This is a genomic window from Pseudomonas soli, from assembly GCF_900110655.1.
Classification (GTDB): Bacteria; Pseudomonadota; Gammaproteobacteria; order Pseudomonadales; family Pseudomonadaceae; genus Aquipseudomonas; species Aquipseudomonas soli.
On the sequence record NZ_FOEQ01000011.1, the window covers coordinates 15,716 to 31,133 of the forward strand.

At 65.3% G+C, this 15,418-nt stretch carries 19 protein-coding genes; 10 read left to right on the forward strand and 9 right to left on the reverse strand.

The window, feature by feature from the left end; translation table 11 throughout:
• Positions 1–91: 91 nt before the first annotated feature.
• Together macA and BMY03_RS20415 are read left to right on the forward strand one after the other, a co-directional pair.
• Positions 92–1,246: a macrolide transporter subunit MacA gene (gene macA, locus BMY03_RS20410; protein ID WP_094012107.1), complete on the forward strand. Its 1,155-nt coding sequence runs from the start codon at positions 92–94 to the stop codon at positions 1,244–1,246.
• Between the two features lie 2 nt (positions 1,247–1,248).
• Entirely contained in the window at positions 1,249–3,252 is a 2,004-nt protein-coding gene (locus BMY03_RS20415) for a MacB family efflux pump subunit (RefSeq protein WP_094012108.1), read from the forward strand.
• Between the two features lie 55 nt (positions 3,253–3,307).
• On the opposite strand, the gene BMY03_RS20420 is transcribed toward BMY03_RS20415, so the two are convergent.
• Positions 3,308–3,955 (reverse strand): helix-turn-helix transcriptional regulator, encoded by a 648-nt coding sequence (locus BMY03_RS20420; protein WP_023632066.1) that lies wholly within the window; start codon positions 3,953–3,955, stop codon positions 3,308–3,310.
• 223 nt (positions 3,956–4,178) lie between these two features.
• Here BMY03_RS20420 and hisN point away from each other — a divergent pair, with 223 nt between their 5' ends.
• Together hisN and BMY03_RS20430 are read left to right on the forward strand one after the other, a co-directional pair.
• The gene (gene hisN, locus BMY03_RS20425; RefSeq protein ID WP_038706051.1) at positions 4,179–4,970 is read left to right on the forward strand and encodes a histidinol-phosphatase; all 792 of its coding nucleotides are present in this window, start codon (positions 4,179–4,181) and stop codon (positions 4,968–4,970) included.
• A 24-nt stretch (positions 4,971–4,994) separates the two neighbouring features.
• A complete protein-coding gene (locus BMY03_RS20430; protein ID WP_023632067.1) occupies positions 4,995–6,041 on the forward strand; it encodes a metal-dependent hydrolase in 1,047 nt (348 codons plus the stop codon).
• An 80-nt stretch (positions 6,042–6,121) separates the two neighbouring features.
• Here the strand turns inward: BMY03_RS20430 and BMY03_RS20435 are convergent, their stop codons facing one another.
• A complete protein-coding gene (locus BMY03_RS20435) occupies positions 6,122–6,304 on the reverse strand; it encodes a hypothetical protein (protein ID WP_023632068.1) in 183 nt (60 codons plus the stop codon).
• A gap of 101 nt (positions 6,305–6,405) precedes the next feature.
• Positions 6,406–6,717, reverse strand: coding sequence for a hypothetical protein (locus BMY03_RS20440; RefSeq protein ID WP_094012109.1), 312 nt, complete (start codon positions 6,715–6,717; stop codon positions 6,406–6,408).
• Positions 6,718–6,878: 161 nt separating this feature from the next.
• Here BMY03_RS20440 and BMY03_RS20445 point away from each other — a divergent pair, with 161 nt between their 5' ends.
• Positions 6,879–7,700 carry a shikimate 5-dehydrogenase gene (locus tag BMY03_RS20445; protein WP_094012110.1) on the forward strand — a complete coding sequence of 274 codons (822 nt, stop codon included), beginning with the start codon at positions 6,879–6,881 and terminating at the stop codon, positions 7,698–7,700.
• Positions 7,701–7,808: 108 nt separating this feature from the next.
• On the opposite strand, the gene BMY03_RS20450 is transcribed toward BMY03_RS20445, so the two are convergent.
• From BMY03_RS20450 to BMY03_RS20460, 3 genes are all read right to left on the reverse strand, one after another.
• Positions 7,809–8,054 carry a hypothetical protein gene (locus BMY03_RS20450; protein WP_023630255.1) on the reverse strand — a complete coding sequence of 82 codons (246 nt, stop codon included), beginning with the start codon at positions 8,052–8,054 and terminating at the stop codon, positions 7,809–7,811.
• 95 nt (positions 8,055–8,149) lie between these two features.
• A complete protein-coding gene (gloA, locus tag BMY03_RS20455) occupies positions 8,150–8,677 on the reverse strand; it encodes a lactoylglutathione lyase (protein WP_023630254.1) in 528 nt (175 codons plus the stop codon).
• Between the two features lie 206 nt (positions 8,678–8,883).
• The gene (locus BMY03_RS20460; RefSeq protein WP_031314950.1) at positions 8,884–9,240 is read right to left on the reverse strand and encodes a histone-like nucleoid-structuring protein, MvaT/MvaU family; all 357 of its coding nucleotides are present in this window, start codon (positions 9,238–9,240) and stop codon (positions 8,884–8,886) included.
• 344 nt (positions 9,241–9,584) lie between these two features.
• Here BMY03_RS20460 and BMY03_RS20465 point away from each other — a divergent pair, with 344 nt between their 5' ends.
• Together BMY03_RS20465 and cobF are read left to right on the forward strand one after the other, a co-directional pair.
• Positions 9,585–10,874 (forward strand): OprD family porin, encoded by a 1,290-nt coding sequence (locus tag BMY03_RS20465; RefSeq protein WP_094012111.1) that lies wholly within the window; start codon positions 9,585–9,587, stop codon positions 10,872–10,874.
• A 64-nt stretch (positions 10,875–10,938) separates the two neighbouring features.
• A complete protein-coding gene (cobF, locus tag BMY03_RS20470; protein WP_031314949.1) occupies positions 10,939–11,688 on the forward strand; it encodes a precorrin-6A synthase (deacetylating) in 750 nt (249 codons plus the stop codon).
• A 36-nt stretch (positions 11,689–11,724) separates the two neighbouring features.
• On the opposite strand, the gene BMY03_RS20475 is transcribed toward cobF, so the two are convergent.
• Positions 11,725–12,030, reverse strand: coding sequence for a hypothetical protein (locus BMY03_RS20475; RefSeq protein WP_094012112.1), 306 nt, complete (start codon positions 12,028–12,030; stop codon positions 11,725–11,727).
• Positions 12,031–12,190: 160 nt separating this feature from the next.
• On the opposite strand from BMY03_RS20475, the gene BMY03_RS20480 reads away from it, so the two are divergent.
• From BMY03_RS20480 to BMY03_RS20490, 3 genes are read left to right on the forward strand one after another with little or no spacing between them, the layout of a single operon-like run.
• Positions 12,191–12,814 (forward strand): secretin and TonB N-terminal domain-containing protein, encoded by a 624-nt coding sequence (locus tag BMY03_RS20480; protein ID WP_232888228.1) that lies wholly within the window; start codon positions 12,191–12,193, stop codon positions 12,812–12,814.
• A 17-nt stretch (positions 12,815–12,831) separates the two neighbouring features.
• A complete protein-coding gene (locus tag BMY03_RS20485; RefSeq protein WP_094012113.1) occupies positions 12,832–13,374 on the forward strand; it encodes an RNA polymerase sigma factor in 543 nt (180 codons plus the stop codon).
• A gap of 29 nt (positions 13,375–13,403) precedes the next feature.
• Positions 13,404–14,312, forward strand: a complete 909-nt coding sequence (locus tag BMY03_RS20490; RefSeq protein ID WP_094012114.1) for a FecR family protein — start codon at positions 13,404–13,406, stop codon at positions 14,310–14,312.
• Here BMY03_RS20490 and BMY03_RS20495 read toward each other — a convergent pair.
• Positions 14,305–14,898, reverse strand: coding sequence for a type II secretion system protein GspJ (locus BMY03_RS20495; protein WP_094012115.1), 594 nt, complete (start codon positions 14,896–14,898; stop codon positions 14,305–14,307). The genes BMY03_RS20490 and BMY03_RS20495 overlap by 8 nt on opposite strands.
• Positions 14,895–15,329 carry a GspH/FimT family pseudopilin gene (locus BMY03_RS20500; protein ID WP_094012116.1) on the reverse strand — a complete coding sequence of 145 codons (435 nt, stop codon included), beginning with the start codon at positions 15,327–15,329 and terminating at the stop codon, positions 14,895–14,897. The genes BMY03_RS20495 and BMY03_RS20500 overlap by 4 nt, the downstream gene beginning before the upstream one ends.
• Between the last annotated feature and the right edge of the window lie 89 nt (positions 15,330–15,418).

Here is a 15,418-nt window from a genome sequence, read left to right on the forward strand (position 1 = left end):
CTTGCAAAGCGATGGCGTCACCTTGGAGTGGCGTTATCGCGGGGCAAGCCCGCTCCCACGGGACCTCATCAGCTTCAGGAAGAACGGTTTCATGGAAAAGACGAAGTTTCGCAAGATCACCCTCGGTGTCGCCGTGGCCCTGGTCGCCGGCATCGTGCTCTACGCGGTACAGGCCCCAGCCAAGCCGCCGCAGTACATCACCGCCACGGTCGAGCGTGGCGATATCGAAAACGCGGTGCTGGCTACCGGCACCCTGGAAGGTATTCGCCAGGTCGACGTCGGTGCCCAGGTTTCGGGGCAGCTCAAGTCGCTCAAGGTCAAGCTTGGCGACAAGGTCACCGAAGGCCAGTGGCTGGCCGAAATCGACCCGCTGGTGCCGCGCAACTCGCTGCGCCAGGCCGAGGTCGACGCCGAGAAGCTGCAGGCCGAGCGGCGCTCGGTGCAGGCCAAGCTCAAGCAGGCCAAGCGGGTCTACGAACGCTACGACGTGCTCCAGGCCGACGAGTCGATCTCGCGCCAGGACTTCGAGAACGCCGAGTCCGAATTCGAGGTGCAGCAGGCCAACCTGCGCTCGCTGGACGCGCAGATCAAGAGCGCCCAGGTGCAGATCGATACGGCGCGGGTCAACCTCGGCTACACCCGCATCGTCGCGCCGATCGATGGCCATGTGGTGGGTATCGTCACCCAGGAAGGGCAGACGGTGATCTCCAACCAGCTGGCGCCGGTAATCCTCAAGCTCGCCGACCTCGACACCATGACCATCAAGGCCCAGGTGTCCGAAGCCGATGTGATTCATATCAGCCCCGGCCAGCAGGTGTACTTCACCATCCTCGGTGACGACAAACGTTACTACGCCAAGCTGCGCGGCACCGAGCCCGCGCCGCAGAACTACCTGGAAAGCAGCGACAAGAGCGGCGGCGCCGCCAAGCAGGCCAGCGCGGTGTTCTACAACGCGCTGTTCGAGGTGCCCAACCCCGAGCACCGCCTGCGCATCTCGATGACCGCCCAGGTGCGTATCGTCCTCGACACCGCCCTGGGCGTGCTCACCGTGCCGGTGGCGGCGCTGGGGCCGCGTGATGCCGACGGCAGCTTCCCGGTGCGGGTGCTCGACGGCAAGGGCTTCGCCCAGGTGCGCAAGGTCCAGGCGGGGATCAACAACAACGTCAAGGTGCAGGTCAAGGACGGCCTGGCCGAAGGTGACCGCGTGGTGATCGGCGAGCCGGTGTCGGGCGAGGCGGGGGCGTGAGCATGAACATGAACGTGGAACTGTCGCCGGCACGGGCGGTGTCGGCGCTCGAGGACCAGCCGCTGCTGCGCCTGGACGGGGTCAGCCGCAGCTTCATGGCGGGCGACCGCGAGTTCCTGGCTCTCAAGGGCATCGACTTGGAGATCCATGCCGGCGAGCTGGTGGCAATCATCGGCGCTTCGGGTTCGGGCAAGTCGACGCTGATGAACATCCTCGGTTGCCTGGACCACGCCAGCGCCGGCAGCTACCAGGTCAGCGGCAAGGAAACCCGCGATCTCGACGACGACGCCCTGGCTGCGCTGCGCCGTGACCACTTCGGTTTCATCTTCCAGCGCTACCACCTGTTGCCGCACCTGGATGCCCTGCGCAATGTCGAGATCCCGGCGGTGTACGCCGGCGTGGCGCAGGCCGGGCGTCATGCCCGGGCGCGGGAGCTGCTGGGCCGCCTGGGCCTGGGCGGACACCTGGCGCACCGGCCCAGCCAGCTGTCGGGGGGCCAGCAGCAGCGAGTCAGTATCTGTCGGGCGCTGATGAACGGCGGCGAGGTGATCCTCGCCGACGAGCCGACCGGAGCCCTCGATACCGCCAGCGGCAAGGAAGTGATGAACATCCTGCTGGAACTGCACGGCGCCGGGCACACGGTGATCCTGGTGACCCACGACCCCAAGGTCGCCGCCCATGCTGAGCGGATCATCGAGGTCAGCGATGGGCAGATCGTCAGTGACCGGTGCACCGGCGCCGAGCCGCCCGCGCCGATCGCTGAGGCGGCGCCGGCCCGCGAGCAGGCGCCACGGCGGCTGGTGGCCAGCCTCGGGTTGTTTCGCGAGGCCTTCAAGATGGCCTGGATCGCCCTGGTCTCGCACCGCATGCGCACCTTGCTGACCATGCTCGGGATCATCATCGGCATCACTTCCGTGGTGTCGATCTCGGCCATCGGCGAGGGCGCCAAGGGCTACGTGCTCAAGGATATCCAGGCGATCGGCAGCAACACCATCGACATCTACTCCGGCACCAGTTTCGGCGACAGTCGGGCCAAGGCCATCGAGACCCTGGTGCCGGCCGACGTGATCGCGCTCAACGAACTCTATTATGTCGACAGCGCCACCCCGGTGATCGGCCAGAGTTCGCTGGTGCGCTACCGCAACATCGACGCCGACGTGCAGCTCAACGGCGTCAGCGAGCAGTACTTCCAGGTGCGCAACATCCCCCTGGCCGCGGGGATCGTGTTCAGCGCGGACGATGCCCGGCGCCAGGCCCAGGTAGTGGTGATCGACCACAACACGCGCAAGCGCCTGTTCGGCGACGGCGTCAACCCGCTCGGGCAGGTGATCCTGGTCGGCAACTTGCCGTGCACGGTAATCGGCGTGACCGCCGAGAACAAGAACCTTTTCGTCGCCGGCAACACCCTGAACGTGTGGATGCCCTACGAGACTGCCGCCGGGCGTGTGCTTGGCCAGCGCCACCTGGACAGCATCAGCGTGCGGATCAAGGACGGCATGCCGAGCAAGCGGGTGGAGGAGGAGGTCAACAAACTGATGCTGCAGCGCCACGGCACCAAGGATTTCTTCACCAACAACCTCGACAGCATCATGCAGACCGTGCAGAAGACCAGCCGCTCGCTGACCTTGCTGCTGTCGCTGATCGCAGTGATTTCGTTGGTGGTGGGGGGGATCGGGGTGATGAACATCATGCTGGTGTCGGTCACCGAGCGCACCCGCGAGATCGGCATCCGCATGGCGGTGGGGGCACGGCAGTCGGATATTCGCCAGCAGTTCCTGGTGGAGGCGGTGATGGTCTGCCTGATCGGCGGCGTAATCGGGATCGGGTTGTCGTACGGGATCGGCTATCTGTTCGCGCTTTTCGTCAAGCAGTGGGAGATGGTGTTTTCACTGGGGTCGGTGGTCACGGCGTTCGTCTGCTCGACCTTGATCGGCATCGTGTTCGGCTTCGTGCCGGCGCGCAACGCGGCGCGGCTGGACCCTATCGAGGCATTGGCGCGGGATTAGGCCTGAAGGCGAGCGCTATATGCATGGCGCTCGCTCCCAAGTGTCCTGCGGGAGACTAGATTTCGGCATACATCCAGCGCATCAGCGAGTGGCGTCCGCTGATGCCCAGCTTGATCGCCGCCCGGCGCAGGTAACTTTCCACCGTATTGACCTTGAGCCGCAGATGCTCGGCCTGCTGCGGCGCCGTGCGCCCGGCCAGCAAACCCTCGCACACCTGCATTTCGCGCTCGGACAGGCGGATGCCGGTCTGACGCAGGCGCTCGAGAAAGCGCTGTTCGAGGCTGTCGGGGTCTGCGGGTAGCGGCGCGGCAGGCTGCAGGGCATTGATGTGTTTTTCCAGCATGGGCAGCAGCAAGGGCGAAATGTCCTCCAGGCGGCTGCGATCGGTTGCTGAGAAGCCAGCGCGGGTGTCGGCCCGCAATACGGTGATTTCGTAGCGGAAACCATCCTTGCGCCGGGCCAGGTGCAGGCGCGCCGGATCGTCGAAGCCGTCACCCGTATCGCCGGCGCTGAACACCGTCTCGCTGATCAAGGTCGCGTCTGGCTGGCTGGCGCAAGCCGGGTCGATGCGCAGTTGGCGGATATGCGTGGCATCGATGGTCAGGTGGGTCTGGATCAGGTCGTGCAGGTGCCGGGGGAAATGGCGGCTGCCGGTACTGGCTATGACTTTGCCGATCTGCGGAAAGAGCAGGTGCGAATTCATCGTGTCATCCATGATAGGCGGTGGAACGGAGGCCCTTGCGCCAGCAACCAGCATCCTTGACTGTCGGCCGGGCCATTGGGCTGCTAGCTATCCTAGTACAACGAATCAGTGACGGTTAAATGAAGCGGCGATAATGGCATAACAATATCATGGGTGACGCCAGAGGTGTGTCAAGGCCCGACTCGGGTATGATGCGCATCCCATCCAACAACGAGACCGCCCCATGTCCCTGAGCGCTGAACAGATCGGCGAATTCCGCTCTTTCTCCGAGCAACTGGCCGATGCCGCCGCGGCGGCGATCCAGCCGTACTTTCGCGCCAGCCTGGATGTCGAGGACAAGGGGGGGCGCCTGTACGACCCGGTGACCATCGCCGACAAGGCCGCCGAAGAGGCGATGCGCGCGCTGATCCAGGCCCGCTATCCCACCCACGGCATACTGGGTGAAGAGCAGGGCGCGGCATTGGGCAGCAGCCCTTTGACCTGGGTGCTCGACCCGATCGATGGCACCCGCGCCTTCATTACCGGCCTGCCGCTTTGGGGCACGCTGATCGCCCTCAACGACGGCACCCGCCCGGTGCTCGGGGTAATGAACCAGCCGTTCACCGGCGAACGCTTCATCGGCACCCCGCACGGCGCCTGGCGCAATGACACGCCGCTGAAGACCCGCGCCTGCGCCGACCTGGCGGCGGCCACGCTGATGTGCACCACCCCTGACATGTTCGACACCCCGGCGCGCAAGGCGGCGTTCGAGGCGGTCGCCGGCAAGGCCCGGCTGATGCGCTATGGCGGTGATTGCTATGCCTACTGCATGCTGGCGTGCGGATTCGTCGATGTGATCGTCGAGGCCAGCCTGCAGCCCTACGACGTGCAGGCGTTGATGCCGATCATCGAAGGCGCGGGCGGGGTCATCACCTCCTGGGATGGCGGCTCGGCCCAGGACGGGGGCTGCGTGGTGGCGTGTGGCGATCCGGCCTTGCATGCGCAGGTACTGGCGATGTTGCGTCACGCCATCTGATAGACCCTGCACGAGACGTTTGCCGTGGACTCAATCACCCAAGCCGTGCTCGGCGCGGCCCTGCAAGGCACCGTCCTGGGCCGTATCCAGGGCCGTCGTTCGCTGATCTACGGCGCCGCCCTGGGGACACTGCCCGACCTGGATGTGGTGATCCGCTATGCCGATCCGGTGTCGCAGATGACCTTCCACCGTGGCTTTTCCCATTCGATCTTCGTCCTGACCGGCCTGGCCCTGTTGCTGGCCTGGCTGGTCGCCTGGCGTTGGCCAGGCCGAGGCTATACCCCTGGCAGGCTGTTCCTGGCCTTCTGGCTGGCGCTGGTCACCCACCCGGTGCTCGACGCCTTTACCGTCTACGGCACCCAGTTGTTCTGGCCCCTGCACCTGACGCCGGAGAGCTGGGCGGCGGTGTTCATCATCGACCCGGTGTATACCGTGCCGTTGCTGCTGGCGGTGGGCTATGCGGCGATCAGGGGCCTGAAGGGCAGGGCGACCGCGATGTTGTGCCTGGCACTGGGATTCAGCACGCTGTACCTGGGTTTTGGCCTGGCCGGGCGCATGGCCGCCGAGCAACGTTTCCAGCTGGCCTTGCAGGCGCAGGGGATCGAGGCCAGTGAGGTCCGGGCGGTGCCCATCGCCTTCAACAGCCTGATCTGGCGGGTGCTGGCGAAAACCCAAGACGGCGATTACTACGAGGGCGTGAGCAGCGGGTTCGATCGCGAACCTCCGGAGATGCTGAAGCAGTCGCGCAATCTGCAGGTAGCCAAGGTGCTTGCGGGCGCACCGCTGTACGAGCGTCTGCGCTGGTTCACCGACGACTGGCTGCGCTACGACATCATCGGTGACTCGCTGGTGGTCACCGACCTGCGCATGGGCATGCCGGGCAACTACAGTTTCCGTTTCGAGATGGCCCGGCGTGACGCCGCTGGGCGATGGGCGGTGATCCAGCCCAGGGGCTGGGTTGGTGGCGGTGCCGCCTCCCTGTTCGATGGCGAGCGGTTGGGCTTGATCTGGCGCCGTATCCTCGACCAGCAACCGCCACTGCCACTTGCCATGTGGGCGGGGCATTTGTAGGCGGCTGGTTGGCGAGCAAAAAAAGCCCGCCGGGTGGCGGGCTACAAGGGCTTAGGGAGCAACACACAACAAATTCGGGGTCAGGCGACCAAGGTCTGGTCTAGCAAGCGGCCGGCCAGGGTCTCGGCGCAGCGGCGACTGGTCAACGGGCCACTGATGGCTTCACCGTCGCGCAGCAGGTACCAACAGGCCAAAAGGCCCTGTTGGCGCAGGCTGCTGGGGACTGCGCTGCCGACAACGGACATGATCTGGATCGGGGCCATGGTGGATCTCCTCTCGAACATGGCCCTACCTTACCCAGGCGCCTTCGGGGTTTGAAATCAATGTCCTCGATAGTGGTCATTGCTTTTATCAACTATGCCGCTTACCAGCGCGGCGGGCCGTAGTACACCGGCGGCGGGGCGGGCACATAGCGCTCGACCACGTAGGGCTGGTAATACACCGGCGGTGGCGGCGCCTGTACATAGACCGGTGGCGGTGGATAGTAGGCCGGCTGGCGTTCGACGTAGACGGTGCGGTCGTGGCCGCCCGATACGGCCGCCCCGACCACCGCGCCCACCACGGCCGCGCCGATTACCGGCCCCGGGCCGTACCAGCCGCCACCATGGGCCGAGGCTTGCCCGCTGATGGCCAGCGCGCCGACCAGCAGGGCGATTCCGGGAATGAAACGCTTCATGGTGACACCTCGCAAGACAACCCCACGTTCGGGGTCTGTCTACTATGACCGCAGCCTCGGTCAACTGCGCCCTGGCAAAGGGTAAAGGTTGTGTAAGGGGCGACCGGCGGCAGGGTCTGGTACGCTGGCGCAATCGATTCAGCCATGACAGAGGAACCGCGATGAGCCATTCACCGAGCAGGGACACCGTGTTGTGCATTTCCCTGGCCGGGCGCCCCGGTACGTTCGGCGTGCGCTTTCACAACCATCTGTATCAGCAGTTGGGCCTGGACTATTACTACAAGGCCATGACCACCCAGGATCTGCCGGCCGCCGTGGCCGGCATCCGCGCCCTGGGTATTCGCGGTTGTGGCGTATCGATGCCCTACAAGGAAGCCTGCCTGGCCCTGGTGGACGAGGTCGACCCCTCGGCGGCGGCCATCGACTCGGTGAACACCCTGGTCAATAGCGCAGGCCATCTGAAGGCCTACAACACCGACTTCCTGGCGGTACGGCAACTGCTGGCCGAGCGGCGGATCGACCCGGCGACCGGCTTCGCCCTGCGCGGCAGCGGTGGCATGGCCAAGGCGGTGGCCAGCGCGCTGCGCGACGCGGGCTTTGGCGACGGCATCATTGTCGCCCGTAACGAGCAGGCCGGGCGGCAATTGGCGGATGTCTGCGGCTATCGCTGGCTGCCTGAACTGCAGGACCGTTGCCCGCCGATGCTGATCAATGTCACGCCGATCGGCATGGCCGGGGGCCCTGAGGCCGACCAGCTGGCCTTCAGCGAAACCGCCATCGCGGCGGCCGAGCGGGTATTCGATGTGGTTGCCCTGCCGGCACGCACACCGCTGATCCGCGCCGCCGAGGCGCTGGGCAAACCGGTGATCACCGGTCTCGACGTCATCGCGCTACAGGCGCTGGAGCAGTTCGTGTTGTACACCGGGGTTCGGCCGACAGCCGAACAGGTGGCGGCTGCCGTGGCGTATGCCCGTGAAGGTTGATTGGGTATAGAAGGGTGCCGTATCGCCGGCAAGCCGGCTCCCACACTGTTCGCTTCGCCTGTGAGCGAAGCGCAATCTCTGTGGGTGCTGGCTGCTGGCGTAGGGTTATCAGAACACCCGCTGATCCTTGTCATCCAGCTGCTGGTCAACCAGCGCCCGGCCATGGGCCAGGGACACGTGCTGGGCATTCTCCAGGTCGGCAAAGAACTTCATCGGCATCGATAGTCGCCTGCTGCTGTGGCCGGCAGGGTCGGTGATCACGCAGCCTGCAGCATAGGGCAGGGGCGAGTCGGGGTGGGGCATCACGCTGGCGGTGATGGTGTGGTCGCGGTATTCACAGTGAAGGGTTTGCATCGTCCTTACCTCGCTGTGGCTTGGAACAGGAGTTACTTCCATATACCACAGCGAGGGGCCGGGAGTTCCCGGCCCGACGAGCGCACCTGTGGGTATCAGCCCTTGAGTTCGGTCGGCTGGATGACTTCGACCCAGTAGCCGTCCGGGTCCTTGACGAAGGCCAGGTGGTTCATGCGGCCATCCTGCAGGCGCTTCTGGAACGGGACGTCCAGCGCCTCGAAGCGGGCGCAGGCAACACGTACGTCCGGTACCGAAATGCAGATGTGGCCGAAACCGCGTGGGTCGGTGTTGCCATTGTGGTAGGCGAACTCGGGGTCGTTCTCGGTGCCGTGGTTGTGAGTCAGCTCGAGTACGCCGGGGATCGATTTCATCCACTGATGACGCTCGGCGTCATCGGCAGGAATCTGCGCCGGGTCGACCAGGGCCAGGAAATACAGGCTGAAAGCCGCTTCCGGGAAGTCGCGCTTGTCTACCAGGCGAAAGCCCAGCACGCGCGTGTAGAAATCCAGGGACTTCTCGATGTCCTTCACCCGCAACATGGTGTGGTTGAACACGAATTGGGCGGTGGCGGTATCGGGTTGGGCGGTAACGCCGGGCAGGGTTTGCAGATCGTGCAGGCTCATGGGAACTCCGGAATCAGGGCCTTGAACAGGTTTGCCATGATACGGAAGTCAACCGGCAGCGCAAATGAAAGCGCCCCGCACGAGTGCGGGGCGCCAGAATTAGAGGCCCGCATGTGCGGGCGCGTGATGGGGTCGCTAGTCCTTTAGCTGGTTCGATACTGGGCCTGCGGGTGTGAAAAAAGTGTGAAGCGGGTGTAGAGGTTTCATCAGCGCACCCAACTTTCCACCGTCTGTGCCCCGTACTGTTCCTTCCAAGCCTTCAGCCCGCGGTGGTTGCCGCCTTTGGTCTCGATCAACTCGCCAGTGTGGGGGTTCTCGTACACCTTCACGACCCGTGGGCGGCGTTGCTGCTTGACGGCGGTCGGTGCACGGGTCACGGCTTTCGGATCGAGAATGGCGATGATATCGCGCAGGCTCTTGTCATAGCTCTTCATCAGGCCGACTAGTTTCTGCTCGAATTCGATTTCGCGTTTAAGGCCGGCATCCTTTTTTAGCGCTTCCAGTTGTGCCATTTGTTCCTTGAGCGCTTTTTCGGCAGCACGAAACTCTGCAAGTCTGGACACTGTCATCACTCCTGTAAGTGCCGTGGCTTGGCGTGACGAACATAAACCTGGACTAAACGCCGGCCACGTGGATGGGTATAGCTGTTCGTTGATTGTGAGTGTAGTAGTCGACTGCACGAGGGTAAACAGCAAACTTTTAATGCATTAGCCGGGAACTTTGCAGGTTTCTCGCGCGGTGTTCGACGGGGCCCGGCACAAGGCCTTAGACCATCGTCCCATGGCCTGGACTAGAGCCTTTGGTGGAAAATTACCGATGATGGTCGAGATGTATTCGGCTTTCGCGTAGTGCCGGTGCAGATGACTGCCCGGATGGTTTTTCGTCTTTCTTCTGGATGTTCCCTCGCATGTTTGCCCCTTTCCCCCTCGCCCCCGGGCGCCGAGTTGCCGGCTTGTTCTTCCTGTGTGCCGGTGTCAACGCCCAGGCCGCCGGTTTTCTTGAAGACAGCAGTGCCAAGGTCGAAGCACGCAATGTCTATTTCAACCGAGATTTCCGTGACGGCCACACCACTTCCAAGCAAGGCGCGTCGAAGCGCGAAGAGTGGGCGCAGGGTTTTATTCTCAATGTCCAGTCCGGCTATACCCAAGGCCCGGTCGGATTCGGCGTGGATGCGCTGGGCATGCTCGGTTTCAAGCTCGACTCCAGTCCCGCCGACAGCAATAGCGGGCTATTGCCGTCGTCCGGGCATGATCCACGCCACTCCGCCGACCAGTACGCCAAGATGGGCGTCGCCGGCAAGGTGAAGGTCTCCAATACCGTGCTCAAGTACGGCTCGATGATGCCAGATGTGCCCCTGTTGAAGTACAACGACGGACGCCTGCTGCCGACCATGTTCCATGGTGCCTGGCTGACCTCCGAGGAAGTTCGCGACCTGAAGTTCACCCTGGCGCGTTTGAACCAGTACACCGCACGGGACTCCACCGACCGCCAGGACATCCGCGTGCACTGCAAGAACAAGCGCTATGCCTGCGATATCGAGGCCGACCACTTCGACCTGGCCGGCGTCGACTACCGCTTCAACGACCGTGTCAGCGCGCAGTACCAGGTGTCCAAGCTTGAAAACATCTACCGCCAGCACTTCCTCGGGCTGGTCGCCAGCCAGCCACTGGAAGTCGGAACGCTGTCGGCGGACCTGCGGGTGATCAAGAGCGACGACATCGGTAATGCCCGTGCCGGGCGCATCGACCACCGCGCCTTCAGCGGCATGCTTGGCTACAGCCTGGGTGGGCACAAGCTAAGCGCCGGCTGGCAGCGCATGTACGGCGACAGCGCCATGCCGTACTTAGACGGCACAAACCCCTACCTGGTCAACTATGCCCAGGTCAACGACTTCGCCGCCGCCCAGGAGCGCTCCTGGCAGGTGCGCTACGACTACGATTTCAAGGCCCTGGGCGTGCCCGGCCTGACCTTCTTCACCCGCTACATCAATGGCGCCAATGTGAAGGTCCCTGGCAGCAACGCCGAAGGCAAGGAATGGGAACGCGACAGCGAGCTGAAGTACCAGGTGCAGAGCGGCACCTTCAAGGACGTCAGCGTGCGCCTGCGCAACTCCACCTACCGCAGCAACTACGAGAAGTGGGCGCGTGACATGGACGAAACCCGGGTCATTGTCAGCTACAACTTCTCGATCTTCTGACCCGCTTTGCCAAACGGCCGGTGGTCGGTCGACAATGACCACCGGCAACCAGGCAGGGCAGGCGATGAAACAGCTTCTACTGATCGGCATCGGACCGGGTGATCCTCGCCAGGTCACCTACGAGGCGGTGGAGGCGCTGCGGCGCGCCACGGTGTTTTTCGTCCTCGACAAGGGCAGCGACAAGGACGAACTGGTGCACCTGCGCCGGGCCATCCTGGAGCGCTACCTGCCCGAGGGCGGTTATCGTCTGGTGCAAGTCGAGGACCCGCGCCGAGACGGCCAGGCGCCGGACTATGTTGGCGCCGTGCAGGACTGGCATGCCCAGCGCGCCGCGTTGTACGCCCGGCTGATCGAGGATGAGCTGGGCAGCGATGATATCGGCGCGTTCCTGCTATGGGGCGAGCCGGCGCTGTATGACAGCACCCTGCGAATTCTCGACCTGGTCCGCGAACGCGGCCTGGCGCTGGCCTTGCAGGTGATTCCCGGCATCAGCAGCATCCAGGTGCTGGCCGCCCGTCACCAGATCCCGCTCAACCGTATCGGCGAGCCTCTGACCGTGCTGCCGGGCCGACGCCTGGGCGAACAGTCGCGGATCGACAATGTGCTGGTGATGCTCGACGGCCAGTGCGCGTTCGCCGCCCTGGATGATCCGCAACTGGTGATCTACTGGGGCGCCTACCTGGGCACGCCGGACGAGCTGCTGGTGAGCGGGCCGTTGCAGGCGGTGAAGGCGCGCATCCTCGAGTTGCGCGATGAGGCGCGGCGGCGCAAGGGGTGGATCATGGATACCTATCTGCTGCGTCGTGAAGAGTAACCCGGGGCAGGTGATTCGAAACGCCTGTCAGGCACTTCAAGGCCGCTGTGGCACCACCGAACTGCCAAAGCTGCTGCCCATGCGCGTCGAGGTCGCCGCCGGTGTCGCCAAGCCCATCTGGTTTGGTGCCCTGCGCTGCATCTGCTTGACCGGGTCGAGCTGATCGCGCAGGCCCTTGGCGGCGCGCGGATCGGCCCCTTGCAACTGTCGGGTCAGACAGTCGTAGGCCAGTGCCCGCGCCTGCCCGACCTGCACGTCGATGCAGCCCTTGGGCGGTTCGGCCAGCGCCGGCAGGGCGCAGGCCAGCAGCAGGGGCAAAGTGATCAGCGACAGTCGGGCCATGATGCTTCTCCGTGCAGTTATTCCTTGCGCCAGTCTATCCGCTGCCGGCATGGGACGGGGTGAAGCTTTGATTGCCGCGGCCTGTCACCACAGCGTCATACACAGGCCTCAGGATGACGTTTCCCCGGCGACGGCGGCCAGCAAGGAGGCCTGATCTCCCGTGCGTGCATTGCTTGTAGTCGGCGCGCTGATACTGGCTTGGCTGGTGGCGGCGCCAGGGGCGCGTGGCCAGCCGTTACTGACCTTCGACATACCGGCGCAGGCGCTGGACCGGGCGCTGGACACCTTCGGCCGGCAGAGTGGCCTGGCGGTGCTGGTCGACCAGGCGTTGCTCGCCGGCCAGCGCTCCAGCCTGCTGCGCGGCCGCTACACGGCGCGCGAGGGTTTGCAGCGCTTGTTGCAAGGAACCGGCCTGCAGGCGCGTCACGGCAGCGGTGGATTCACCCTGCAACCGTTGCGCCTGCGCACAACGCCCGGGCGTGGACGCAGTGAAGGCCCGGCGTCGGGCAGTTATGCGGTGGCATTGCAACACGCGGTGGAGCGCGCCCTGTGCGCTTGGCCGTCGACCCGCCCGGGCAGCTACCGGGCGGCCATGCAGGTCTGGATCGATGCCAGCGGGCAACTGGTGCAGAGCCGGCTGTTGGCCTCCACCGGCGACTTCGCCCGCGATGCCGCGCTGGTCGAGCGCTTGCAGGCGGTACGCCTGGAGCAGGCGCCGCCGACTTCACTGGCACAGCCGCTGACCCTGTTGCTGCGCCCGGAACCTATGGATTGCCCTCTTTAGCAAGGAGCTGTGGCGGCATGAAAAAACCTCGGGACAGTGCGCTGGTCAAGCTGTTTCTGACCTCCTACGACACCTTCAGGGTCCGCCTGAGGCGCCGGCTTGGCTCGGATGACCTGGCCAACGACGTGCTGCAGGAAACCTACCTGCGGGTGGATCGCATGGACGCCGCGCACGACCTGCACAAACCCGGTGCCTACCTGTACCGCATGGCCTTGAACGTCGCCGCCGACCGCCGCGAGGCCGATGCCCGGCTGCTCACTGGCGCCGAGATCGAAACGCTGCTGCAGGTGGCCGAGGACCAGGACCCGGCTCGCATCGTCGGTGGCCAGCGCGAGATCCAGAACCTGCTGGGCGCGCTCTACGAGTTGCCAGCCCGGCGCCGGCGGATCTTCATCGCCGCGCGGCTGGAGGAGGCCTCGCACCAGGAAATCTCCCAGCGTTTCGGCATCTCCACACGCACCGTGGAAAAGGAACTCAAGGCGGCACTGGGGCATTGCGCGATGCGTCTGGACAGAAAAGTGTTTCAGCGCTTCGGTCCTGGCGCGGGAAAACCGTCTTGAACGATAGTCGACCTCTTCATGTGAGCACCATGCCCCAGATTCCGCCCGATCCCGACTTGCAGCGCCAGGCCCAGGGCTGGCTGTTGCGGCTGACCTCCGGCCAGGCCACCCAGGCCGATGCCCGGGCCCTGCACCAGTGGTGCGCGCGCAGCCCCGCGCACGCCGAGGCGTTCGCCCAGGCGCGTCAGCTCTGGTGTTTGCTCGGGCCTGCGGCGCAACAGGTCAGCCAGGCGCCATCGGCGCCGCAGCTCGGGCGTCGGGCACTGCTGGGCGGGGCGCTGGCCGCGTCGCTGGCGGTGGTTGCCTGGCGTGGCGGCTGGCTGGACGAGGCCATGGCGCCGCCTGCGGCGTTCGCCACCCAGGTGGATGAGCAGCAACGGGTGGAGCTGGCGCCAGGGATCAAGCTGGAACTGAACGTGCGCACGCGCGTCAGCCGCGAGGCACAGGGTATCGCCCTGCTGGCGGGCGAGATCGAAGTGCAGGCCCACCAGCCCATGCAGGTGCGGGCGCAGGAGGGGGTGATCAGTACCGAACAGGCTCGATTCAATGTGCGCGAGGACGACGATGGCGTCTGCGTCACCTGCCTGAGTGGCGAGCTGCGCATCTTTGCCCAGGGCCGGCTCGAGGCGCTGCCGGCCGGCCGCCAGTTACGTTATGGCGCGCAAGGCGTCGGCGTGCCCGAGGCCTTCGACATTGGCCAGGTGACGGCCTGGCGCGAGCGCATGCTGGTGTTCCGTGATGCACCATTGACCCAGGTAATCGACGAGATCAACCGCTACCGCCCCGGGCGCCTGGTACTGCTCAACCCGTCACTGGGGCGCCGCCGGGTGCAGGCGCGGTTCAGTTTCGATCAGTTGCGCCAGGCCGCCGAACTGATCCGCGTCGCCTATGGCGCGCGCTGCCTGGAACTGCCCGGCGGGGTGGTGCTGGTCAGTTGAATGGCCCCAGCACCTGGCGGTAGTGTTCCTCGCCCTGGGGACCGCGCCGGTTCAGGCGCACCTCGAGCCCGACGGGGTTGTCGTCGGCCTCGCTGGCCGGGGAGCGCCAGCCGCCCTTGGCCTGCCAGGTGCGCAGGCTGAATGCGCTGACGTTGTCCAGCACCGCCACCGCGGCTTGCGGCGCGGGCAATGGGAAGCCTTCGCGCAGTGGCGCGGCGGCGCGGTACAAGGTGCTGCCGCGCACATACCAACGCACCCGCTGCAGGCCGCTGCCAGCCACGGCACCGGCGCGCACCAGCTCCAGGCGCTCGGCGCGGGCACGCATGGCGGGCAGCAAGGGCTTGCCCGGCGGCTCGTGGCCGGGCAACACCGGCTCGGCCAGTTCCACCGTGGCACGCAAGGCCAGGTCGCGCTCCAGCTGCTGCAGCACACGCATCACCGCCTGATGCTCATCGCTGGCCTGGCGTAGATGCTGGTCGGCGCGGCTGACGCTGTCCAGGCCACGCCAGGCGATCAGGCTGACCACCGCCATCAGCAGGATGGCGATCATCACTTCGATCAAGGTAAAACCGCGTTGGCGGGTCATGGTTGGCTCACCCGCACCTGCCCGGCGGCGTTGCGCGCCAGTTCCAGGCGCAGCGTGCCGCTGTGCAGGCGCAGTGTCAGGGGGGCGCCGATCCACTCGCCATCGAGCCATACCGCGCCACGGGGCTCGGCCTGCACCTTCACTGTCTCGGCCTGCCAGCGGCGCGGCTTGAGTGGTCCCTCCGCCAGCACCTGGCCATCGGCGCGTACGAAGCGGTAGCCGTCGCGGTCGCTCTGCCAGCGCAGCGGCTGACCGTCGGCCTGGGCTTCGCTTTGCGCCAACTCCAGCAAGCGCGCCAGGCGCTCGCCGTCTGCGCGCAACTGCTTGCCCGGATCGGGGCGGATGTTCAGGCTGATGGCGGCACTGGCGATACCGACGATCACCAACACCACCATCAGTTCTATCAAGGTGAAACCACGTTGTCCGTTCACGGCGCGCTCCTTGTCCTGGCAAGGCAGCTTGCCCGAGCAAGATGATCGGCGTGTGAAACAAAACCGTGAGAATCACCCGGTATGCTTGG

Excerpts from the sequence above, each read along its gene's own strand:
- BMY03_RS20475 (WP_094012112.1), bottom strand. The coding sequence starts at position 12,030 with ATGGCCCGACTGTCGCTGATCACTTTGCCCCTGCTGCTGGCCTGCGCC.
- cobF (WP_031314949.1), top strand. The coding sequence starts at position 10,939 with ATGAAACAGCTTCTACTGATCGGCATCGGACCGGGTGATCCTCGCCAG.
- BMY03_RS20435 (WP_023632068.1), bottom strand. The coding sequence starts at position 6,304 with ATGGCCCCGATCCAGATCATGTCCGTTGTCGGCAGCGCAGTCCCCAGC.
- gloA (WP_023630254.1), bottom strand. The coding sequence starts at position 8,677 with ATGAGCCTGCACGATCTGCAAACCCTGCCCGGCGTTACCGCCCAACCC.
- hisN (WP_038706051.1), top strand. The coding sequence starts at position 4,179 with ATGTCCCTGAGCGCTGAACAGATCGGCGAATTCCGCTCTTTCTCCGAG.
- BMY03_RS20415 (WP_094012108.1), top strand. The coding sequence starts at position 1,249 with ATGAACATGAACGTGGAACTGTCGCCGGCACGGGCGGTGTCGGCGCTC.
- BMY03_RS20490 (WP_094012114.1), top strand. The coding sequence starts at position 13,404 with ATGCCCCAGATTCCGCCCGATCCCGACTTGCAGCGCCAGGCCCAGGGC.
- macA (WP_094012107.1), top strand. The coding sequence starts at position 92 with ATGGAAAAGACGAAGTTTCGCAAGATCACCCTCGGTGTCGCCGTGGCC.
- BMY03_RS20440 (WP_094012109.1), bottom strand. The coding sequence starts at position 6,717 with ATGAAGCGTTTCATTCCCGGAATCGCCCTGCTGGTCGGCGCGCTGGCC.
- BMY03_RS20485 (WP_094012113.1), top strand. The coding sequence starts at position 12,832 with ATGAAAAAACCTCGGGACAGTGCGCTGGTCAAGCTGTTTCTGACCTCC.
- BMY03_RS20445 (WP_094012110.1), top strand. The coding sequence starts at position 6,879 with ATGAGCCATTCACCGAGCAGGGACACCGTGTTGTGCATTTCCCTGGCC.
- BMY03_RS20465 (WP_094012111.1), top strand. The coding sequence starts at position 9,585 with ATGTTTGCCCCTTTCCCCCTCGCCCCCGGGCGCCGAGTTGCCGGCTTG.
- BMY03_RS20420 (WP_023632066.1), bottom strand. The coding sequence starts at position 3,955 with ATGAATTCGCACCTGCTCTTTCCGCAGATCGGCAAAGTCATAGCCAGT.
- BMY03_RS20450 (WP_023630255.1), bottom strand. The coding sequence starts at position 8,054 with ATGCAAACCCTTCACTGTGAATACCGCGACCACACCATCACCGCCAGC.
- BMY03_RS20495 (WP_094012115.1), bottom strand. The coding sequence starts at position 14,898 with ATGACCCGCCAACGCGGTTTTACCTTGATCGAAGTGATGATCGCCATC.